This is a genomic window from Bradyrhizobium paxllaeri (assembly GCF_001693515.2).
GTDB lineage: Bacteria > Pseudomonadota > Alphaproteobacteria > Rhizobiales > Xanthobacteraceae > Bradyrhizobium > Bradyrhizobium paxllaeri.
Genome location: NZ_CP042968.1, coordinates 4,979,491 through 5,001,893, shown reverse-complemented (window position 1 = coordinate 5,001,893; position 22,403 = coordinate 4,979,491). Strand labels below are relative to the sequence as shown.

The 22,403-nt window shown below is 56.9% G+C and carries 15 protein-coding genes and 2 pseudogenes; 8 read left to right on the top strand and 9 right to left on the bottom strand.

Going from position 1 to position 22,403, the window contains the following annotated elements; translation table 11 throughout:
* Window positions 1-29: 29 nt before the first annotated feature.
* On the top strand, window positions 30-188 hold the full coding sequence (locus LMTR21_RS40200; RefSeq protein WP_187399169.1) for a hypothetical protein: 159 nt from the start codon (window positions 30-32) through the stop codon (window positions 186-188).
* 1,097 nt (window positions 189-1,285) lie between these two features.
* Here LMTR21_RS40200 and LMTR21_RS23950 read toward each other — a convergent pair.
* Window positions 1,286-3,022 (bottom strand): outer membrane beta-barrel protein, encoded by a 1,737-nt coding sequence (locus LMTR21_RS23950; protein ID WP_065755954.1) that lies wholly within the window; start codon window positions 3,020-3,022, stop codon window positions 1,286-1,288.
* 2,231 nt (window positions 3,023-5,253) lie between these two features.
* On the opposite strand from LMTR21_RS23950, the gene LMTR21_RS23940 reads away from it, so the two are divergent.
* Window positions 5,254-6,318, top strand: coding sequence for an IS110 family RNA-guided transposase (locus tag LMTR21_RS23940; protein ID WP_065755951.1), 1,065 nt, complete (start codon window positions 5,254-5,256; stop codon window positions 6,316-6,318).
* Window positions 6,319-6,894: 576 nt separating this feature from the next.
* Here the strand turns inward: LMTR21_RS23940 and LMTR21_RS23935 are convergent.
* Window positions 6,895-7,074 (bottom strand): hypothetical protein, encoded by a 180-nt coding sequence (locus LMTR21_RS23935; protein ID WP_065755950.1) that lies wholly within the window; start codon window positions 7,072-7,074, stop codon window positions 6,895-6,897.
* A gap of 74 nt (window positions 7,075-7,148) precedes the next feature.
* On the opposite strand from LMTR21_RS23935, the gene LMTR21_RS23930 reads away from it, so the two are divergent.
* Both LMTR21_RS23930 and LMTR21_RS23925 read left to right on the top strand, forming a co-directional pair.
* On the top strand, window positions 7,149-8,063 hold the full coding sequence (locus LMTR21_RS23930) for an alpha/beta fold hydrolase (RefSeq protein WP_065755949.1): 915 nt from the start codon (window positions 7,149-7,151) through the stop codon (window positions 8,061-8,063).
* Window positions 8,060-9,934 (top strand): MFS transporter, encoded by a 1,875-nt coding sequence (locus LMTR21_RS23925; RefSeq protein WP_246174099.1) that lies wholly within the window; start codon window positions 8,060-8,062, stop codon window positions 9,932-9,934. Before LMTR21_RS23930 ends, LMTR21_RS23925 begins: the two co-directional genes overlap by 4 nt.
* Before the next feature lie 154 nt (window positions 9,935-10,088).
* On the opposite strand, the gene LMTR21_RS41880 is transcribed toward LMTR21_RS23925, so the two are convergent.
* Both LMTR21_RS41880 and LMTR21_RS41875 read right to left on the bottom strand, forming a co-directional pair.
* Complete coding sequence (locus LMTR21_RS41880; RefSeq protein ID WP_084030936.1) at window positions 10,089-10,289, bottom strand: LysR substrate-binding domain-containing protein; 201 nt, start codon at window positions 10,287-10,289, stop codon at window positions 10,089-10,091.
* Window positions 10,290-10,631: 342 nt separating this feature from the next.
* A pseudogene (locus LMTR21_RS41875) lies at window positions 10,632-10,847 on the bottom strand (hypothetical protein); the annotation flags it as partial.
* Window positions 10,848-11,293: 446 nt separating this feature from the next.
* Between LMTR21_RS41875 and LMTR21_RS23910 the strand changes: the two are divergent.
* From LMTR21_RS23910 to LMTR21_RS23895, 4 genes are all read left to right on the top strand, one after another.
* Window positions 11,294-12,568 (top strand): IS256 family transposase, encoded by a 1,275-nt coding sequence (locus LMTR21_RS23910; RefSeq protein WP_065750578.1) that lies wholly within the window; start codon window positions 11,294-11,296, stop codon window positions 12,566-12,568.
* A 253-nt stretch (window positions 12,569-12,821) separates the two neighbouring features.
* The gene (locus LMTR21_RS23905; RefSeq protein WP_065752832.1) at window positions 12,822-13,550 is read left to right on the top strand and encodes a helix-turn-helix transcriptional regulator; all 729 of its coding nucleotides are present in this window, start codon (window positions 12,822-12,824) and stop codon (window positions 13,548-13,550) included.
* Between the two features lie 191 nt (window positions 13,551-13,741).
* Window positions 13,742-14,380, top strand: a complete 639-nt coding sequence (locus LMTR21_RS23900; protein WP_065752833.1) for an acyl-homoserine-lactone synthase — start codon at window positions 13,742-13,744, stop codon at window positions 14,378-14,380.
* Window positions 14,381-14,451: 71 nt separating this feature from the next.
* Window positions 14,452-14,955 (top strand): cysteine hydrolase family protein, encoded by a 504-nt coding sequence (locus LMTR21_RS23895; protein ID WP_065752834.1) that lies wholly within the window; start codon window positions 14,452-14,454, stop codon window positions 14,953-14,955.
* Between the two features lie 514 nt (window positions 14,956-15,469).
* Here LMTR21_RS23895 and LMTR21_RS40195 read toward each other — a convergent pair.
* The 5 genes and pseudogenes from LMTR21_RS40195 to LMTR21_RS23870 form a co-directional block, all read right to left on the bottom strand.
* Window positions 15,470-15,675: pseudogene (locus tag LMTR21_RS40195) on the bottom strand (IS5/IS1182 family transposase); the annotation flags it as partial.
* A gap of 1,477 nt (window positions 15,676-17,152) precedes the next feature.
* Window positions 17,153-17,347, bottom strand: a complete 195-nt coding sequence (locus tag LMTR21_RS23885; protein ID WP_065752837.1) for a hypothetical protein — start codon at window positions 17,345-17,347, stop codon at window positions 17,153-17,155.
* A 948-nt stretch (window positions 17,348-18,295) separates the two neighbouring features.
* Window positions 18,296-18,982 carry an HAD family hydrolase gene (locus LMTR21_RS23880; RefSeq protein WP_065752923.1) on the bottom strand — a complete coding sequence of 229 codons (687 nt, stop codon included), beginning with the start codon at window positions 18,980-18,982 and terminating at the stop codon, window positions 18,296-18,298.
* Window positions 18,983-18,989: 7 nt separating this feature from the next.
* Window positions 18,990-20,576 (bottom strand): amidophosphoribosyltransferase, encoded by a 1,587-nt coding sequence (locus LMTR21_RS23875; protein WP_246174091.1) that lies wholly within the window; start codon window positions 20,574-20,576, stop codon window positions 18,990-18,992.
* A 958-nt stretch (window positions 20,577-21,534) separates the two neighbouring features.
* On the bottom strand, window positions 21,535-22,317 hold the full coding sequence (locus LMTR21_RS23870) for an enoyl-CoA hydratase-related protein (RefSeq protein WP_246174069.1): 783 nt from the start codon (window positions 22,315-22,317) through the stop codon (window positions 21,535-21,537).
* Window positions 22,318-22,403: the final 86 nt, after the last annotated feature.

The following is a 22,403-nucleotide window of genomic DNA, read 5'->3' as shown; positions in this document are numbered from 1 at the left end:
CAAGTAGGAATCACCATGAAGCATCTGAAATGACAGATGAACAGCGCGAGCTGGAGCGCTACAAGCAAGAGATTCTTCATCTCACACAGAAGGTTGCGTTTCTCAAACGGCAGGTTGTGCAGCTTTCTGAAATTGTCTTACGCAACGTAGTAGAGAGCGCCGGGAGCGGAAAATCAGAACGCTTGTGAGTCTCTGAGCGATGTCGAAGCGCGCGCTGTTTCCCAGCGGCGTGGCTTCCAGGCTTTGGGAGCAGGGGAAGTCCCTCGCTGTGTTCCGTGGGGACGGGCTCATCATTTCTTGTCGGGAGCGCGGTGCGGTATATGAGGGCTAATGTTCAATCGTGACGGTGACTTCTGGTCTCAACTTGCGGCATATCTCTACGCTGTGTTTGTTGCCTTGTTTGTGTTGTGCGGCATTGGTCAGCTTCTAACAGGGGCAATCTTGAACTATTGCTCAAACTCAGATGAGCGAGCATCGGGTATCATTGTTGGATGGACCGCACGCGGCCCAAGCGAATGACTGGCGGGAGCGGTCGAACGGAATCCGCTCGCGGTCCAACCGGGAGACGTGGCATTGCAATGAAGTCATCTCCTCTTGTACGTTGCTGGCGCGACAAGGTGGGGCGAGCTCAATTGAGTACGCTCTCATCGCTGCTGGGATTTCTGTACGCTAGTCCTTGCGCTGAATGTCGTTGGCTCCAACCGCAATGTTGATTGCAGTTCCTCACCTTCATCAAACGTTTTGACGCGCCAGTTCGAGAACTTGAATCTCGTAGGTGAAGCCAGCAATGATAGGCAAGGCAAATGACCGTCAGCAAATACCAGTTCAGGCACGAGCTGCGGCAGCTGATCGAGACGCACATCAGCTCCTCGAGGACGTTCGAAGACTACGTGCTAATCACATGGGAGAGGAGGCTGGCGCTGGACGTGAGATGTTCCCGGACGAGGAGTCGACGCCTCTCAATTGTAGCGCCGGCCCGAGCGATTCGCACTGATGGTCAATCCTCGGGGCGAACGCTCAATTGGAATACCAAAGCCCGCGTTTGCGCGCGTCCGATCGAGTTTTTTTGACTTTGAATCGGGGGCGGCGCAGAAGAGGCGGCCCTGCCTTGAGCTAATCTTGCCGGCGCTAACATGGAAGATCGAACGATTATCCATGCAAGCTTTCGGGCTTGAACGGCCCAAAAGCTTGCAGCTTTATTCCCGGTCGTTCGCCTGGCTCTAGCCACGGGATCGGGTGCTCTCGTCATCGTGGTCTCGACTTCCGAAGCTTAGAGCGAGGTGTTTCAGTCAAACTTGTAAGAGGCTTGGAAGAACGTGCCCCATCGTTCCATGCTGTACTTCGCAAGTGTAGGGTGCTGATAAAAGCCATCCAAAGCGCTGCAGCTGCTGCAGGTGAAGGTGACATTGCTGTGGTCTTTGGTCCACATGGCCCAATACCGGGCTCCAACGCCAACGCTGAAATTCCTGGTGAGAAAGTAGGATAGAGTTCCTTCCACCTGAACGCCGGCTCCGCCGTCCCCGCGCTGATCGTAGAAAACTGTGTCGGGACGGAGGAGATGGTTATCGCGACCACTGAAGTCGGTCCACGGAAGGTAGGCAACCTCGGCACTCACGCGCCAGCGCTTAAGCAGCATAGCCTCCGCGCTAAGACCGATGCGCGGTGCATTCCAATTGGCGTCTTGACTGCCAATGAGCTGTTGCTGGTACGGCATCCCGCATATCCAGTACGGCGAGGACGAGGCGGTCTGCTTGCATCCCATCGAATCGGACTTCTGGCCGTAATAGGTCCATCCGACAAATCCACCCAGTTTATAGCTGCTGCCGCGCAGAAAATTGTAACCAATATCGGCCGTGTAGTACATGAATTTTCCATTCGCCTGGCTCGATAACGTGTTGCTGTAGGCAATGTCCTTGGTGGCGATTGAATCTTCGTCGTTCATCTTTCCTTTGTTGAAGCGTCCGATGCCAATATTGCCCTTCAGGAATACCCCCCAGAGACTATCGAGACGCCCGAAAAATTCGCCGGAAATGCCGTCCAGGCCGTGATAGGTGAGCCTTGAATTAGGAATGCCGTCATCTCCAGGCATCGAGGGCGCAAGAATGTAGTCCCACTGGAATGTTCCCCGGCTGAGCCAGACCCGTGAGCCGCCTTCGAGCGACCAATCGCTCGTGTATGCAATCGGCTTCGCTTTGGCGGTCCCGTTTTCCGAATACGGCGATGCATCGGACCACTCCAGTGCCCTCGGGTCGGCGCCAAAATGGTAGTTCAGGCCGATCTTTCCGATGTGATAGCTACTGGATAAGCTGCTGGTGTTGCCGAGAATGACTGCAAGGGGCGGAAACTGCATGGTCGGTGGGGTCTCTAGATGTGGCCCGCCAAAGCCCATATAGTCGTATTCAAATTTGACCGACCAAGCAGGCGTGAGCGCTTGTTCAAGGCCGACTCCGACGGTCCCACCGAAACGACCGTAACCGAATCGTGTCGTGTGCTGCGGGAACCCAGCAAAATAGCCCCGGAATTCGTTGTTGTTGGCGATATCGCCACGATTGTTTTGCCAGGCTACGCCTGCCTTGACGTAGGCCAGCGTGTGGCCCTGAGGGCCAAAGGTGTACCCGATGCGAGCGGTCCCTGTGACAAAGACGTTTGGACTTGCCTTGCAGGTGGCGATCACAACAGTGGCTGAGAAGGCAAGACAGCTGTTTGTGCCATCGGAGACAGCATGGCTCGCGTCTAGTTCGGCACCGAGAACCCACCCATTCGTTTGCCAATTGTAGCCGATTTGTCCTCCGGCGAGGAACACAGGGGTATTGACGACGTCCCCATAAATTGAGGGGCCGTAGGGGTCACTGAATGATGTCCGGCCGTAGCCTCCGCCGACGTGCCCGCCGATATATCCTCCGGTCCAGCTCCAGAGTGCCGGTGGGACACTTACTACCGGCCTAAGATCGGCCGAGTTGACGGCACCGCTTGCAACGAGCGCAGCTGTTGCGGCACCCCAAAAAAGAAACTTCGATTGCATGTCACCTCACGAACACGTAACTGGTGCGCCATCTTGCAAGAAGGCCAAATGGCCGACGTTGCTGATGCCCCTTCCATGCTGCTTGTGTGTGCAGGATTTAGACCAGCGGGCGCGATGCGCATTCCCTGCGATTTTTCGATCGCGATGTTGTCTTCGCAACAAGACCGCTGGATTTGAAACAGCCGCTCGTCTGAGGTCGAACACGAGGGGCATGCTGCACCCCTGGCATTTCTGGCGATTGAATAGTTGAACGCTCCTGTGAAGAGTTCGCCTCTTGCGCCAGCCTCCCTTTAAGTGCGCAATGAACAATTGTGTGAGTTTTTAGCTGTAGCGCTGGTGACTTCGGGAAGAGTGGTTCAATGCGCCGAAATCCGATGCTGCTGATAGTTTGATGCCCTCGCAAATCACGATGATCGAGCTTCGTGTACGGCCGGCCCGGAATGTCGCGCCAATCGGGGTATGTAGTCCGAGTCGGCCCCTTCCGATGAGTCTCAGCACATCTTGGTACCAAAAACTGGTTGAACGGCGAGACCCGCTTCTTAGGCAGGTAACAACGCTCTTCTCACCGAATTGATCAAAATATTGTACTTGGCACGCAGATACTTGGCCTGCAAACGCGCAGCCTCCTGGCTCGAGGTATAACCAGTCCCGCCGGCGCAATCAAAAGCAAGGCAGGCTCATCGAGCATCATGATCGGCAAGACGCGTCACCTGAGTTGCGAACACGTCTAAGGTAGTCTGGTGGTCCTTTACATGATGGCGTACGGCTAAAGCACGAATCGCTAGCGACGGCATTCTGAGTTGCCTGCGTCATGGCCTCAATATTCTGACTGTAAAAATGGGCATTGCGCAGAATAAAACGTTGCGGGTGCGGTTGCGCCCGCTAGCGGAGCTGCGCAGTCTCATTCGGCGGGATTCAGTCGGGCACTTTCGTCGAGTTCGCAATGAAGTCCGCAACGCCCCTCAGTTTGCCAGGTCGCGTGAAACAAATGAGGCCAAAGCGGCACGGCTCGAAGATGGATGCCCAGCATTTTGAACAGATGGTCGGTTGGCTACTCAGGAAAGGCCGCGAGGAAGTTGACCCGCGCGCTGCTGCTGGGAAGCTTGCCGCGTATCTTGTCTGACCCTGACGCTCGCGATCTCGTAAAGCCGCTGCTTCCGATCATGTTGGAGGCGCTTCCTTTCGGTTGTATGGCCTCATTTTGGAAATGCCATCGTCCGGGCTCGTGTAACTGCGTGGCAGACAGAACACGTGCTGGGCGACAGTCTCTCGTTCGCTGAAAAATCCGCCCCTTCTTAGGCCCCTGAGGACATTCTTTTCGCCTGGGCTCACGCAAACCCCGATGCTGCGCCAGCATTTCTTGCGCGTGTGTTGCCGGTGTTGACCAGTGCGAAAGGCGCAGACCGGACTTTCCATCCGCTTGTAAAGCGGCTCTTGGACGAGTTTGGCGAACGTGACGATGTCCTGCGCTATCTTGTTCAGAACATGCATTCGTTCGGCTGGTCAGGCTCTCTGACCACATATTTTGCGCTTTATGAGGAGCCCTTTCAAGCGCAAGCACGTCGAGGCCGCGAAGGACGATGAGCAGGATGCTCAATGGAATGCGTGAGTTCGCTAGTTATGTTAACCGAGCGAACGGAGAGTGGTTCAAGCTCACGAATACCGAGGTTGCAGCGTTCAAAATGCGCAAATACGTGAGCTGAATAGCCTGCGGCAAATCGCAAGTACGACTTTGCTGCCCAAAAGTTTGTCCGAGATAGAGCCGCACTGCGCTATGCCGCCGGATGATACAGTCTCGGAAACCACCTATCGACCACCGCAGTAGGAAACCCAAGCTTTACGGGCGAGGGCGTTGTTGGGGAAACGAGGTGAGGTATCCCTTATCGATAAGCGCGTTGAGCGCCGTTCGAGCTTGGCGCTCTTCGTATCCCGTGAGCGCGGGGGCGCTGCCCCGTGCATAGCAGCTGGAGCTGCTGCGCTCGGGCAAAATGCGCAGCGGTGAAACGACTCGTGCCGGAACAATTGACCAAACGCCAGCCGAAATTGAGCGTCTCACTGCCTACTTGAGCTCATGGACGAGAGCAAAAAGCTTGGGCTCGTCCGGCATGAACCGTTGGACGGCTCTTCAAATCGGGCTTCGAGATACCGGTGCACGGGGATAGTCACCCGGTGGCCGAATCCGGAGCCTGGTGCAACGACTTGAAACGTCGTTGTCACAAGGGAGAGCTCCGATGAAACTCTACGTTGGATTGGACGTCGGTCTGGAAGAAACCAGCCTTTGCATCATCGATAGCGAGGGTCTCACGGTCCGCGAAGTCAAGATTAGCACGGAGCCAGAGGCGATCCGCTCCGCTGTAGAGGGCTACGCGGATCGCCTCGATAGGGTCGGAGTCGAGGCGTCATCGCTGGGTATCTGGCTCTATCGCGAATTACAGCCAGCCGGGCTTCCAATCATTGTCGTCGAAGCGCGCCACATGCGCGTTTCGCTCTCGACGATGCGCAACAAGACCGATCGCAACGATGCACGCGGCATCGCGCAGATGATGCGGCTGGGCTGGTACCGCGCCGTCCATGTCAAGAATATCGACATGCAGAAGATGCGTACGCTGCTGACCAGCCGGAAGCTGCTCAAGCGCAAACTGATCGACCTCGAAAACCACATTCGCGGTGCGCTGCGGGCCTATGGGTTGCTCGTCGGAGCCGTCGCCCGCGGTGCCTACGAAGCCCGCGTCCGCGAGCTGATCGAGCGCAGCGATCCGATCTTCGTGATGACCATCGAGGCCATGCTGGACGTGCGCCGCGCCATCTTCGAGGGTTACGATCGGCTGCATCGTGTGCTCCTGCAGGTGGTGCAGCATGATGCTGTCTGCCGGCGTCTGATGACGGTTCCCGGCGTCGGTCCGGTTGCGGCCCTGTCATTCAAGGTTGGCGTCGATGACCCTCATCGGTTTGCGCGATCACGAACGGTGGGCGCCCATTTTGGCCTGACGCCGAAGCGGCACCAGTCCGGCACGTCGATCGATTATGAAGGGCGGATCAGCAAACAAGGCGATGTCGCCGTGCGCGAAGCGCTCTGCGAGGCGGCCGCAAGCCTGCTGCTGCGGGTCAGGAAATGGTCGGCACTGCGGGCGTGGGGCCTGCGGATCGCCAAACGCTCGAGCATGCTGTGCGCGATCACCGCGGTCGCGCGCAAGCTGGCGAGCATTCTGCATCGGATGTGGGTCAGCGAGACCGACTTCCACGTCGGGTTCGGCGCCAAGGTCACGCAACGGCTTCGGTTGAAACCTGAACGGTAGCCGCGATGCAGATGATGACGGATTAGCGCTGGGTTTGCGCCCGGCATGTTGAGGAGGAGCGAAGTTACGGATCCGCGCGCGCGGTGAGCGTCCCCTGGCGGGGCCGCGAAACGGGGAATGTCCGCTCTATCTTGCCTGCTGCCGCCCTTCGGGGACGAGAGCGCCGGACTGCTTGGACAGCCCTGTTTACGAACCTGATGAAGAGCATGCGACGGCCGAAGTGCTGAACGCGAAGGAACGCATGGACCCCGCCTGGTGAATGCACGTCGCGTACGCGGCTGTGGTGGAGTTTGCGCGTTGATGACGCAGGGAGTCGGTGATGGCCGAAGATCGAAGAGTCGAAGAAAAGCGTAGGAATGAGTTGACTTTGCCCACCCGATTAGGAAGGCGAGGGAATAATCACCGTCCGCACACATGTACATGGCGTTGATCACAAAGGCCAGGGGCGGTTCGGATGCCCTCTTTCTTATAGATTTGGCGGACCCCCGCAGGCCGAATGAGTTTGTACGCACCGCGTGGTATACATGCGCTTTTCTCGCGCAAGGGCTTTAAGCCCTTCAAAATACTCATCGCGGGTCATTCAGGATAGCGTTTGCTTTTCGGCCGCTTGGCCTTCTCAAGAGCTTGGCGCGCCTTTCTAAACTCGGCGTATCGAATCACTTCCTCGAAGTCGTCGTTATCGAGTCCGCCGCTCGCTGAAGTTAGTGCCGCCAGAGGTGTGTCGAAATCCGATCCGCCGGTAATCGACACCTCCATTCTTATGCATGCTCATCCACAACGCCGCTCGATGCGCGGCAACGTCTTGCCGGCGCTCCAAGAAAGGGGTGTCGATGCCTTATATCGATTCAGGCGGAATAAGGCTGTATTTCGAGGAATATGGGCGGGGCTATCCAATCATTTTCGTTCATGAATTCGAATCCGACCTACGCGGCTGGGAAGCCCAGATCCGGTATTTTTCGCGTGGCTATAGGTGCATCGCCTACAACGCGCGTGGATATCCACCGAGCGATGTTCCTGATGATCCTGCCATATACGGCTGGCAGGTCGCCGTAGAGGACATCGGCATCGTCATGCGCGACCTCTCGATCGGACGTGCCCACATGGTTGGATCTAGCATGGGCGCCTATGCTGCTCTGCTGTTTGGGTTGCGGTACTGCGAAAGAACCAGCGCGATTGTCGCTGCCGGAGCAGGGGTGGGATCTCCAGCCATAGATCGTGAAAGATGGTTGAAGAACACGTCTGTTCTCGCGCGCGCATTGGCGGCGCGAGGTATGGATGCCATGGCAGAGAAAATGGCACGCCACTTCACGCGAATTAAACTGAAACACAAGGATCCGAAGGGCTGGCAGGAGTTTGTAGACCGGCTCAAGCAGCATTCGGCGCAGGGGATGGCCAATACTTTGCTTCAGTGCCAAGCCGTGCGGCCGCCTTTGCACAATTTCCGCGATGAATTTTCACGGATGACAGTCCCGGTGCTGCTCGCGGTGGGTGACGAAGACAAGCCCTGTTTAGAAACCGGCCTGATGCTCAAATCCACAATTCCCGCCGCCGGCATTTGGGTGTGCCCCAATACAGGCCATGGCATCAATCTCGAAGAACCTGCGGCCTTCAACGCGCAAATAGAAGCGTTCTTCAGCGCGGTCGAGCGAGGAAGCTGGGGTCATACCGAACGGCGGACACAGTCCGGCTCGGGACATGAGAACTCAACGGCCGCTCGATTGAATTTCGACGGAGCGCTTCCATGAAGCCACGGATCGGTGTCTACCTTTCCGAGCCCGTCGCCGCGCGGCTCGCAGTCGCAGCACAATGTCCCGGGACCACCAAATCAGCGATCATTGAGGCTGCCCTCGCTCATTTCTTCGAGCCAGATCATGACGTCGAAGCCTCCTCGGTCGATCGGCAGCTGAACGCCCTTAACCAGAACCTCGAGCAGCTTCATCAAGAGTTGCGGATTGTGAGTGAGGCTGTTGCGCTTCAGGCTCGCTTTCTTCTCGCCGTCACGCCTCCGCTTGCAGCTGCGGACCAGCCTGCCGCGTGTACCCTGGGCCTCGCGCGCTTCGACGAATTTGCTGCACAGGTGACAAGGCGGGCCCATCTAGGAACGTCGCTCATAAAGGAAACAATCGAGCGGGTGAATTCCGCTGATCCGGCGCATCTTGCAACACAACCGGTGATGCAAAAAGGGCCGACGCGCTTCACGCACCAGGAAGCAAAGGGCGTTGGGGCGACTGTCGCCGGCAACAAAGCAGAATGTTCTCCTGTTGCTCGAGGCGCAGGCGTCGATCGCGAACCCGATACCAGAGCAGATCGAACAGCGGCTGGCACGATATTGCGGCCGCTTCTGGCATCATGGCGTGCTAGGGGGCAGCGCTCACGAGCCTTCTCCACAGATTGGCTTTTAGTTTTGCGCGTCTTCTTACCCTTCGTCTCAGCTTACTACCTTTCTTTTCTCTTTCGGACCATCAACGCGACCATAGCTGCACCATTGATCTATGAGTTTGGTCTGGGTGCCGATGACCTCGGTCTCCTGACGTCCATCTACTTCCTGACCTTCGCGGCCGCCCAAATTCCTATCGGCATATTAGTGGACCGATACGGTCCGCGGAAAATCCAGAGTGTCGTGCTGATGGCCGCAGCCGCCGGGGCAGCGCTGTTTGCCATCTCCGACAATTTTTGGCTTCTTCTTCTCGGCCGGGCGTTAATTGGCTTTGGCGCTTCTGCAGCATTGACGGCCGGATTGAAAGCCGTCGTTCTCTGGTTTCCCGCCGAGCAGGTGCCACTGCTCAATGGCCTAATGATCATGCTGGGGTCCTTTGGGGCCGTGACGGCAACATTGCCCGCCGAACACCTGCTCGGGTCGATCGGCTGGCGGGGATTGTTTGAGCTCCTAGCCATTGCATCGGTGGGATGCGCCCTAGCAATTTTCCTTCTTGTGCCAACGGGCACGTGGTCATTCACGGTGAAGGGGACTACCATTGGACTACGAATGATTTATTCAGACCCACGCTTCTGGCGTTTGGCGCCGCTCTCTGCGACCTGCATTGGTACGGCCTGGGCGTTACAGGGGTTGTGGGCCGCCCAGTGGTTCGCCGATGTCGAGGGCCTGGACCGATCGGAACTGCTGCGCAATCTCTTTTTCATGGCAATCGCATCGAGTGCGGGCGCCCTGGTTCTAGGTATTGCGGCTCAAAAGCTTCGTCGGCACGGGATAGGTCCACGACCGCTCTTGGGCTTGGTCGCAGTTCTGTTCTTCATAGCCCAATTGGCAGTAATCCTGCGAGTACCCTTGTCATCATCTGTTCCGTGGATGATTGTCGCTGCCTGCGGAGCGGCGACGGTCCTTAGCTACGCGATTTTGGCCGATTTTTTCCCAAAAGAGCTTGCTGGACGTGCCACCGCGGCGCTCAACGTCTTTCACATCGGTTGCGCCTTTCTAATCCAGTATCTGGTGGGTTTCTTGATTCAGTACTGGACACCTCAGCAGGGCCACTACCCAGAAGTTGCTTACCAGATAGCCTTTGCAGTCAACCTTGTAGTTCAGCTCGCAGCATGGTTCTGGTTTATTATCCCGGTGCCTCTACGAGGCGGTGGTGCCGGGAGCAAGCGACCGCTCTAGAAGCTCCGCAAGATGTGGACGAAAGCGGCGGACACTGAGATCCGTGGTCCGTGTGGGCGGTCCTCAACCTGACGTTCCCGGTTGCTGCGAAGTTGCTATTGCGAGGAGGAGAAAGCCAGGGCCACTCAACGTCAGCCAACGTCTTCAAGTGGAGCTAGTCTTCTTGCGTCAGCCATGTGATAAACTGCTCAACAGTTTTGGCTTTGCGCGCTGAGGGGCTGAATAGGCCGTAGAACCCAGAGCCAATGATGCGTGATTGAGGAAAAAGAATTGCAAGGCGCCGTTCTGCAACGTCGAGCGAAACGAGAGCCTCCGGCACAAGAGCAATACCATAGCCATTGATTGCTGCCTCTATGCAGAGGAAGAAGTAGCAAAGACTTGGGCACGCGGCGTCTGACTGACATCTATACCAGCCTTACGGAAGCCAAGCCGAGATGCGGCTCTTCATGTGCAGCAGCGGGCTCCGCGCCAAATCCTTCGCATGGCGGATTTTCAATTCCGGCAGCAGCGCTGGCGAGACGACCGCCACGGCTTCGTCATTGAGAAGATGACGGCAAGCTAATCCGGCCTTTTTTAAGGATAGCAACGGATGACAAGATCACTCTGGTCGACGCTCGACTCGAACTCATCGGTGTTAGAGGTTTCAAGCCGGATTTCGATACGCGGATTCAGTCGCTGAATGGCCGCGATACGGGGATCAGCCATCGCATCGCAAACGATGGCGTCGCGTTGACGCGGACGCAGTGTGCAGAGCCGTAGCTGGCAAAGTCCTCCGAAGCAACGGCCAAAGATCGAGGCTCTTGCGTACATCATAAGCGTAAGAACGTGCTGCAGGCGTCAATTCAATGCGGTTGCCAGTCTTCCGCACCAATTTACAAGAGAAATATCCCTCCAGCAGCCGCAACTGTTGGCTGACAGCGCTGTGCCATTCAGTTCAGCGGCAGCTTCCGTGAGGCTTTCATGTCGTGACAACGCCTCAAAGGCACGAAGAGCAAGGTGGAATTCTGCGCATGCTTAGGTGTTACACTCTAACATTTATCCCGATAAATGATACTTTTCAGATGACGAAAACGCGGTTATCTCGCGCGATTGCAAGTTTTTCGATGAAAACCACAACAAGATTGCTTGTAAGAGATTCTCCAGCTGCTGTAAGGCTGCGTTGCAGGTTGTCGGTTAGAAAGAACGACTAGATGCCAATTTAGTCCATTGGCGGGGCTCACAATTCGCACGGCTTTTCCGAGTTCGCCGAGATCCGAATGGGGGATGTCCCGGGGTTCTGTTGAATTTCTGAAGAGGTCGGCGTTGCCCCCCTTGAGCCGGTAGGCTCGGGGTGCTGATTCCACAAAGGAGAGCAACGCCATGACGAGAGATATCACACCGGCTGGTTCGCCGGCGACCGGGGCTGTGGACGAAGCGTTTGCAGAAGTGCGGGCGAGCTTCGATCGGTTCTGCCTTGCGGCAGGGATCGAGGCGCTCGGCACGATGATGGAGGCGGATGTCACGGCGGCCTGCGGGCCGCGCCACGGTCGCGACGCGGCGCGGCGGGCGCACCGTTGGGGCCGAACGCGGGGACGGATCGGCTTCCACGGCGGCAAGATCGAGGTCGAGCGCCCGCGGGTCCGGGGCCTGGACGGCCGCGAGGTCACGATCCCGAGCTGGGAAACGGCGGCGGAGGAGGACTGGCTTGGTCGCTGGGCGATGAACCTGATGCTGATCAATGTATCGACGCGCCGGTTCGGCCGCGCTGTCCGGCTGCCCGAGGGTGATGTGCCGGCACCGCCCGGATCGGGGGTTTCGAAGTCGGCGGCCTCGCGGAGGTTTGTGGCGCTGTCGGCGGCGCGGCTGGCCGACTTCATGGCTGCCGATCTGTCCGCGCTCGACCTTCTGGTGGTTCAAATCGACGGGCTGCATCTCGGCGACGATCTCGTGCTGGTCGCCGCGATCGGGGTCGACGGTGAAGGCAACAAGCATCCGCTGGCGCTGGTGGAAGGGGCAACCGAGAACGCCGCAACGGTTCAAGCCCTGCTGGACAACCTGGTCTCCCGCGGGCTCGCCCCGACGGTGCCAAGACTGTTCATCGTCGACGGCGCGAAAGCGTTGTCGAAGGCGATCCGCCGCACCTTCGGTTCGGCCGCCGCGATCCAGCGCTGTCAGATCCACAAGGCGCGCAACATCACGGAACGCCTGCCGAAAGAGCATCATGCGGCCACCCGTCGGGTGCTGCGCCAGGCCTGGGAGCTCGATGATGCCGACAAGGCTGAAAAATTGATCCGCAATCTCGCGCGTCGACTCGACCAGCAATGGCCCGGCGTAGCGGCCAGCATTCTCGAAGGCCTCGACGAAATCCTGACTGTCGTCCGGTTGAAGCTGCCGAAGGAGCTGCGTCGATCGCTCGCCTGTACCAACATCGCCGAGAACATGATGGGTACCATTCGCCGCGTCACGCGCAACGTCAAACGCTGGCGGGATGCCGGCATGGCCTTGCGATGGGTCGCGGCCGGCATGATCGAGGCCAACAAGGGCTTCCGACGATTGAAGGCGCATAAGCAATTGTCGGTTCTGCGTGCGGCCCTTCAAGCTCACCACGATCGCATGACGATCAAGCCCGTTGCCCACGTCACGAGAGCCGCGTAACATTCATTCCGCCAACGCCGGTCCGACGTAGTTCAACAGCGATCGGGACATCTCCTCCGAATGGGTTGCATAGAATGACGCCAGTACATCCGCGGGCAGGGCCTCGTTCGCCTCCACCTCGGCTACCCGGTCTCGAGCCCGTGGGTGTTCTGGCGGGAGCTCGCGCGACCTGGTAAGCCGAGCAGCTTCTTCGCCAAAAGCTGCAGTGGGGTAATCAGGAAGCACGTGACTATGTTAAAATGGTAGAGCCGGAATGAGCCCGGTCGAATGCATCTTCCAGGAATTTATTGATGCCATCCAAACCGCAACCAGCGAGGATGAATTTGAGCGCGTCGCAACGCGGCTAACACAGAGGCTTGGCTTCCAGCGATTTGCCTACCTGCGATTGACCGGCGAGACGCCGATGTTGATCTCGTCATATCCCAAATCCTGGACCAGCCGGTACTTCCAACTTGGATATCAGCAGCTCGATCCTGTGGTGCGCCGCGCGCGTGCCGAGCACGCGCTATTTAGCTGGGGAGGCGAGGCGTCAGCCCTGGCCGGAAATCGCGAGCAGCGCCGGTTCTTCGATGAAGCGACGACTTTCGGAATTAGATCAGGCATCACTGTGCCAATCAGGGGTGGATTTGGCCGGATGGCCGCATTTACATTAGCGACGGGCGACCGCGATCTTCACCCCGAGCGGCTCGTAGCCGACGGGAAGGATCTCATACAACTCGTCGGGTTGTACTTTCATTGTTATGTCGCCGCCAGACTTGACGTACTCTCTGCCAGTAAACTCGTCGCAAGTGAGCTCACTCAGCGCGAGCGCCAATGCCTTGCATGGATCGCGCGCGGAAAAACTATCGCCGATATCGCGGTGCTGGTCCAGATTGCACCGAGAACTGTCGTGTTTCATCTTGATAACGCGCGCCGCAAACTAGGTGCAGCATCTATTGCTCAATGCGTCGCCGAGGCGCTGCGGCGCGGTTTGTTATCCTAATCATCCACACTCTCCCATTTCGCGAGATGCACAACAGACCTGGCGCTCGTCGCGCCGGGCATCTTGTATTGTGTTCGGTCCAAAAAGGTCTAACGTAATCAAACTGAACAAGAGGTACCTGTAAAATTTGACAGGCGATTAGCAACTCTCTTTCTGGTTTTGAGGCCTCCCGATAATTTTAGGAGGTCGCTATGCATGCCATCGCAATTCACACCTCTCAATTTGGTCGTCACCTGGAGTTGCTCGCGGCGATGTATCGGCTGCGACGCCGTGTCTTCAAGGACAGGCTCGACTGGTCAGTGTCGGTCTCGGGTGAATTCGAGCTCGATGTGTATGACACTCTCGGGCCGACTTATCTGGTTTTGATGGCAGACGCCGGGGAGCCGGTTGGTTCGGTTCGTCTGCTTCCGACGACCGGGCCAACTATGTTGGCCGACACCTTTCCCGTTCTGCTCGGCGGGACGCCAGCGCCGCATGACGGGAGAATTCTCGAAAGTTCACGCTTTTGCGTGGACACCAGTCATATCGCGGAGCAGGCTGCCAATAATCTCAATCGCGCAACGTTTATCCTCTTCGCTGCCATGATGGAGGCAGCACGCGCCGCGTGCGCAGATACCATCGTGACAGTCACTGATACGCGTATGGAGCGCATTCTTCGCCGCGCGCGCTGGCCATTGAGACGGATCGCTGATCCGCGGCAGGTAGGATCGACCATGGCGGTCGCCGGCTTTCTCGACATGTCCGAGCAAACGCTTCACAGGATGTACGAACAAGCCGACGTCAACGGTCCTGTGCTTGTGCCAGCGGATCTTGTTAACGCGGCTGCCTAAATGCCCCGCGGAGCAGCATCCAGCAACAGTAGTTTGGTACTTAAATGCTCGCAGACCCACGACATAGCCGGGTGGTTTTGATCAATATGACGCGTGGTAAGACGCCGGATTCGGCCGGTCTTGCCCCGCGGCATGTCAGTTTCTCATTGCTGCAGACAGGCTTGGAGATGTTTGGTGTCGCGTCGACCGTCATAGGCGAATGCCAGCCGTTCGAGATTATGCAGAAACTCGTGCACTCGACGACGCAGCTGGACGTTGATGCTGTTTCCATTTGGCGCGATCCGCGATTTACGGACAATCTGGCTTCACGCGAAACCGGTATCATTTTCTTTGGGGGAGGTTGGCTCGAAGAAGATATCTTCATTGCCGCACTGCAGGCGGTCGAGCGTGGATATGACGTACGCCTCCTCTCGGACCTTATCGCAACGCGTGTCGACGCGGATCGATCACTCGCTTTGGATCGGATGGCGCTTCATGGCATCTTGGCGACCACGGTGCGCCAGATGCTGCTGGAATGGGCGGTATGTCTGCATGATCCGCTTTTGACGCAAAAAGTTCAGCAGCTTCTACTATGATCTGGGGACCATCCCCCAAGCGGGGCACCCGTTCTTGTGGTGCTGGGTCTTGCGGACGCAGATGCGCAGCATGGAGAGGCGCTGGGCGTCCAAGAGAGACCAACTCTAGCGCTGCATTCAACACCTGCGGTTTGCCGAGATTCAGGTGAGAGAGCGCAGGTAGACGAGCTTCATGCATGTGCGAGGGGATCCGAGAGGGCTCGCGTTGGCAGCAATGTGGAGTAAGGACACCGCGTAGTCCGATGAGGAATTGTCTTTCGCTGAGCTCGACAGGATTGCGAGTCTTTTTGCGATGCACGCCGGAGATGCGGTCATGAATATCCGGGCCTCCGCTCAAGATAAGGACGAATGTTTGCCAGTGAACAGTCGCGAACCTTGAAGCCGATCAGATCATCCTTTCGTATTTTTCGCGAACGCTTCCCGAATCATCGTTCATCACTGAAGAACCATGCGGCTCGAAGCTTATCGCAAGCGAGCGCCCCGCCGTGCTCGTCAGATCCCCTCGACCGAGCCATGGAATTCGTTCAGTGGACAAGGCTGCGGCTTGCGCATCACCTCTAACCGGGCAGTCCGTGTGAACCGCACGGGACATCCCAAGCCTCGAACGGCCATCTGGATCTTGGTGCTCAGGCCAACGCTACAAATAGCTTGATCTTCAGGCCCGTTTTTAGCCTCGGCAGCTGCTTGGGCTCGGACGATGGTAGAATCAACGGTCAGGTGTTATATTGAGCTAGCAGCGCGGGCGGTAGGGACAGCGCCTCCATTTGGCCCTAAATACGCGGCGCCGAGTCGCCCGAGCTGCGTCTAGTTGGTTGCACAATGTGTGGAGGCTAGGCGGCGCGGGTCTCGGCCGCGATCCCCGGGCTTAGGTGTTGGCGAGAGCCGCTCCAGCCACCCTCATCAGCCCAAGCTTGGATCAGCTCCCAATCGCTGTTGAAGTGCCTGCCGATCAGCGACGAGACTGTCGAGGCGCAACAGGCCGACCACCAATCGTTTAACTAACTCGCGTGTGTCGTCCACGAAATAGACGCCAATCATAACCGTTCTGGTGCTGGGCCATCCGGCCTTACTCCAGGTGGTTGTACAGCCTTTCTGCGAAGGATCTTGCGATGCTGTGGTGGGGCCCCAGCGGGGTAGTGGTAGTGATAGGCGACCGGCCCTTCCGGAGGGTGGCGATCAATGAGCGGCAGCGACCAACGCTGCCCGTCAGCATCACTCACTAGCTCGACATCGCAGACCGCGCAGTTCGAGGCGGCGGTGCTTTCATGAGCGGGCACGGAAGCTCACCAGCTACCTGGCATCGTGGGACCGATCCACGCCAGATCAGCGCAACCTCTCACTGATTCTGGTTATAGCCGATCGCCTTGATCGGCTGGAGGCGGGGGCCACGATCGGAGAAGGATAGGGGGCTGCCCAGATGATCTTGGCTCCTGGCCGCGCAGAAGTATCGATACCGATGCTCTGGGAGTCGCCGACCCGTCACATACTTGTCCTTTTCGACAAGCGGGAATGCATCAGCGTCAGAACCGCGGCAAACATCGCCGGCAAATCGGAATCGACCATTCGCGCTTGGACGGAAGAGCACGGGCTAGGGTGCCGCATTGGGGGCAGCCCGTCGTCAATCAGCCGGGTGGCTCTCGCGATGGTTCTGAACGGCGACGAACGCGCGCTGCGAGCCTACCACGCCGACGATCTACTTTCGGAATGTGTTCGCATCAAAGAGCCTCTTCCCAACCAAAGAATGAGCGGCGCGCACTGGGGACGATCCAGCGCAATCTGAAAAGGGGGTTCCCCCGGGCCATACCGATAATTGCCTACGCGCGGAAGCGGCCAGAGACCGCCTTCCCAGTTCTGTTGAAAGACGCGCTCCAGCGGCTTTCCAGGTCTGTCGAGAGGCCTTTCATTGATCCGGTGGCGCGTACGCGCCTGCAAGTCCTATTGGAGCGCAAGGGCGAAAAGCATGTGTTGCTGCCTATTCGGACCATCATCGAATCCGAAGTCAACGAAAATGCGCTCGTTGAACCGATTGTCAGCACCGTTTCATCGGTAATCGTCGACTATCCCAAATGGACCGACAAGGGTCATCTGCTTCATTTTCCAGTCCCTCGCCATTGGTTGCACAATCACAGGGAGACATAGGAGTCGGTACCGCCTTTCTACGGATGTGGACTTCGGCTGCCTGTTCAAGCTGGCGGGTCTATTCCACCAGCCGCATAGTCCGGCGCTGCTTTATGCGATCAAGCGCGCGGACAACTGCTTCTCTATCGAGAACGGCCAATAGCCGGTGCACTGTTTGAGTGGCGTCGCGCGGCCCTGGTGCGATGTATTCGCCAAGGATCCGCCTGGCATCCTCAATCGCCTTCAATACGGTGTCCTCATCCGGAGTATTCATGGTACACGCCTTTAAATGTGCGGACCCAAACCGAGAAATGAACTTCCTTCGTATTCGCGTTTTGGATTGAGAAAACGGCCCCGGTCTTGCTGCTGCGCTAAGACCAAAAGACATCATGATCACTATCGAAATTGTAGTCTGTGGACTGATGGACATATGAGCAAGATTCTTCGCGTCCTTCATGCTCGTTCAGCAATTGACAGCTTCTTTGGTTACCAAATCATTGGGAAAAAGTGGCAAGTCGTCCCAGTGTTGGACGCCGAATGCACAAAAGCCGTACCCGCTCTGTTCGCCCATGCTCGGTAAAACTACTGATAACCAAGATACAGTTTTCACCTTTCTGGCCCGGAACAGATTTCATACTCGTGACATGATACGCCCGACGGTTGAAGCGCGACCTAGGATGCACGCGATGGGGCGATATTACTTCGATCTCCAAGGTGCTCAGAATGCCCACGACTCAGGCGGCCTAGCATTTTAAAAAGACATGGAAGCTTTCCATGCCGCTAAGCGACTGGCGCAAGAGTTAGCTGCCGCGCGACCAATCTGAGAGGAAACACCTGCGTGGTGCTCACCCGCAAGGATGCACTCGCCGTGGATCAGAGCGCTAGCCGAGCTGCGCAGCGGGCGATGCGAGAGGGCACTGCTATCAGGTCCAGGCAATCACCGTTGCGATTGATTAGTACGGGGAGAAGGCAATCGAGATTACTTTCTCAACAAGCCCTACGGCGTCGGCGGCTCAAGGAAAGCCAGCGACGTTCCGTGAACGACGAAAAAGCTCAGTTTTCGCAACAGCGATCAATAGGTCAGGACCGCCAATGGTTCCACTGGCGAGGGAATTCGATCATGAGGAGCATAACCAAGGGCATCGACTTCAGCCTAGCTGGCATCTGCGCGAGAGTCTTTGTTCTCCGCGGCCGCACGGGTCGATTGTAAGCTGAGTTTCACTCATGATTGTGCGTTACGAAGAAAGCCGTGCCTTTGCAAAATTGGCAGCAGCTCATGATGGTCATGAATGATGTAATCCGGCTGTGCAGCCTGCAAACGCGACTCGGAGACAAATCCGCCGGTAATGGATATGCTGATAAGCCCGAGGTCGCGTGCAATGTCCGTTTCAACCGGCATGTCGCCGATGATAAAGGTTGACTCGGGCTTCAGATTATTTGCTTGCATATACCGGCGAAGCCGTTCGCCTTTGCTCATGCTTTTGAATTGAGTGGCGCGGCTTTCGAAGGCTAGAATCTCGTTGACGCAATTATCGAGTCCAAGCCTGCGGATTTGGGAATGAAGTGGGTCGACTATATAGCTGCTGAGAACGATCGTTGAGACCGCCTGTTGACGTGCCGCTTCTAGAATGCAACGCGCGCCTTTGCGCAGATCGGCCTTGCTCGCCAGCGGTTCGTAGGTGTCGTGAAAAATGGCGCTGCCATCGCTATCCACGATTGCGGCTTCACCTTCCGACATTCCGACCCTGCGGTAAAGGACAGAAAGCGGGAGCTCGCACTGTTCCCGAAAAGTTGGCATATCGATATCAGGGCGACCGAAGCGCCCTAGAATGGCATTGATCGTTTTCAGCAACGCATCGGCGTCGTCGAGCAGCGTGCCGTTCCAATCAAATACTAGAGTGGGTTTCATGATAACCTCAGGCAACGGCTGACTCCGGGAAGGGAAGATCGGCGATTAACTTGTTCAAATTCTTATTCGCGCGCTTTTGCCCCGCTGGGGTTGGCATCTCAAACGTAAACGGCGAAAAATCTATTCCATCATGCCCCTGCGGAAGCAAGGATACGAGAACTTGGAAGGGCAGATAGGTGATACCCGCAGCATTGATGGATACGGCGAGTTTGCTTTCGATGATCCTGAGCATTTGCTGTTCGACTTTATGAAAACGCAGGCTTTGCTTCCGCTGTTCGGGTGACAGAGTTTTCCATATTTGCCAGAACGCCAACTCGTCGATCGTGTCGATACCCATCCCATAGTAATTTGGCGCCACTATAGGCGGTGAACCGATTGCCCAATGCACAGCTTTGGCCCCGGCGGAAAGAAGCATATTCGTGACGGACCGACTTGTATCGCCGCGAATGAGGGCTTCATCGACCATGAGTATGGTGCTGTCAGCGACGTCCTTCTCTGCGACGCGGTATTTTTTGGCTACAAGGGATCTGCGCTGTTCAACGATACCTACAAGCGTTCGTTGAGAAAATCGTGTTGCGACGACTTCGTGACGTCGGATGATGGCACCGTGTTCGGTCAGTGATGCAAACAGACCATCAGCATACGGGCCTCCGGTCCGTGGCATGGAAGAAATGATAATAGGAGCGGCCCCAACTTCTGCTGCCAGTCTCGGCGCAATAAGTTTACCAAGAGCGACCCCGATATTGTAACGGGTTTCGAGATAAGATTGTCGTCTAGACGTATTGGGGCTTCCTAGGTAAAGCGTTTCATAGGCGCATAGCCTGGTGTTATGTCGAGCATCGCACACCGAGTGATCAAGGCATGCTCCCGTTGTTCCGTTTACGCACTTGATGTAGCCCGGTAAAATTTCGCCCGCCTTGCCTTGTAGTCCGGAAAAGGCACAGTTTTCCGAAGCAAAAAGCAAAAAGCCGTCGTCGGTCTGCATGAACTCCAAAGGTCGCAAACCATATCGGTTCCGGAAAGCAATGAGATTTCCTTCACCATCCAACAAGAGTGCGCTAACGGCGCCGTCGATACAGTTGTCGATCTCCCGAAACAGTCTTTGATGATTCACCGGCAGACCATGCCGCCAATAATCACTTTGACAAATGTGCTCGATCAGCTTGAGCAGGAGCGCGGCATCCGTTTCACCGTCAAGGCGATGCCCTTGGGCGAACAATTCTTTCTTAAGTTCATCAGCATTGACCAAAGCCCCGTCTAGAGAAATCGCCAAATGGCGGCAACCGGCTTTATGGTTGTGAACAGGCTGAAAGTCGCTCTCGTCGTGTTCTCTGCTAGATGGACTACGTACGTGCGCAATTGCGACGCGAGGCCTTAAATTCGCATACTGGTCACTACAGTCGATCGTTGTTAGTTCGCATGGCGGCTGGGAGGACTTTGTATATTGTACGTGTTTTTCGTGCATGAACGCTGCAAAACCGAACCCCGCCTGTCCACGAAGTGCAAGTTTCGGAAGCATGTGCTTAAGCCGATCATAAACTGTCTCCTGTGAATGACTTGAAGGCAAGAGAACAGCACCAGCAACACCGGACATGCTATTTATCCTTCAATGACGACCAGTTGTAGCGCCGTCATTCGACACCGCGTGTGTCGTGTTCAACCAAGACACCGCGTCCTGAGTCCGACACTAAGGCAGATGTATTCCGCCGGCGCAGCGCGAAGCACGCCGTTCTGCTCCTTTTTAGCAAGGCCCGTGCCAGTGTCTTTAATGGCTGCTCACGCGGCAGACCATACGGCTGGAAAGATGAGCGTTTTGATCGAGCGGCCGCGATCCGAGCTGTTGGAACTACGACACGTTGGCTGAGGCGCGACACGTTTTTGGCAAATAGGCGCCACGAACTGAACGTCCGTATCGGCGCGACGCTACGGCGCGATATCTCACCCGGCTCACTGATGCCACCTTCGTAAGCATGTGTCTGTGAGCGAAGCCCGCGTCCCTGGCCGAAGAACACCAGTCATAAAAAGAGGAGATTGATCTGTTCCACGAAGAGGACCGCGATGCAGCTCTCATAGTGTATGCGGTCTCGGTGGAGACGGGGCTGGCTTACAACCCCGAACATCAGCTGCAACAGCCGGACGGGTTTGTTTCGCTGGGACAAGTGCACGTCCGTGCCGCTCAGAATCTGGCGGTACCGTTCGGGAATGATTCATTCGCATTAATGTACAGCATGACAATGTCCTGGCCGGCACAATGCCCCTCGAGGCTCACCGGGACGTAACTGCGGTGGCCGGACGTCATTCTGAACTGGTGGGTCAAGCAGTTGGCCGAGTGAAGTGAGATGTCCTTGCGCGCGCCTCAATCGCCCAGACCGAGGAGTACTACTCCCCGAACGTTCGACGAGTTGATGGAAATCCTCCGGAGCACGTTGTCGGATGCGGGAATCGAATTTAGTTTCCGCTGTTTGACAAGCCAGGTGGCGGGCGCGGCAGATTGAAAGCTTTGCCGGCGCAGAGCTCTGATCACCTTCGCCGTCCCGTTCAGTTGACCCATTCTAAATCCCCCGATAGCTAGGCGACCGCTTCTCAAAAAACGCGTTCATTCCCTCTTGCTGGTCGGACGTCGTGAATGCGTGCCTGATGGCTTGTCGTTCAAATTCTAGACCGGCGTCAAGCGCGGTTTGGTAGGCGGCGAGTACAGCCGCTTTAGCCAGTTCGGTGGAACGCGGCGGCTTGTGCGCGATAGTTTTGGCAAGTTCGAGGGCGCGGCTCTGTGCCTTTCCCTCTGCCGTGACCTCCGCAACAAGCCCAGCCTGATGGGCTGCGCGCGCAGAGATGGGTTCTCCGGTCAGGATCATGAGCATCGCGAGCGATTTGCCGGCCACTCGGGTCAATCGTTGGGTTGCTCCGTCTCCCGGCAATATCCCGATGTTGATCTCCGGTTGCCCGAAGCTAGCGCCTTCACCGGCGATCACGATGTCAGCCAGAAGCGCGAGCTCGTGACCACCGCCAAAGCAAATTCCCTCAATCGCGGCAATAAATGGCTTGGGGAAATTGGCGATATCCCGCCAAGCAGAACGTCGCGCGGAATTGTCGATGGCTTCGAACCCTCGTTGCCGCATTTCCTTGATATCGGCGCCGGCAGAAAAGAACGCATCGCTGCCACGAAGTACGACGCAGCGCACCTGATCATCCAGCGCAGCCTTGCGAAGAGCGGCCGCGAGTTCCGCGATCAGATCATTGTTCAGCGCGTTTCGTTTGGGTGCCCTATTCAGTGTTAGGAGCACGATGTGCTGCAGGGGAGACGTCCAAAGAATGAGGTCGGATTTGGCGTTCAACGTAGCACCTTTGCAGGTTATGGATCAGCGCCATTTACACCGAAATCGTTTTCGCGAACAGCCGTTCTGCAGCCTAGCCAGCTTGC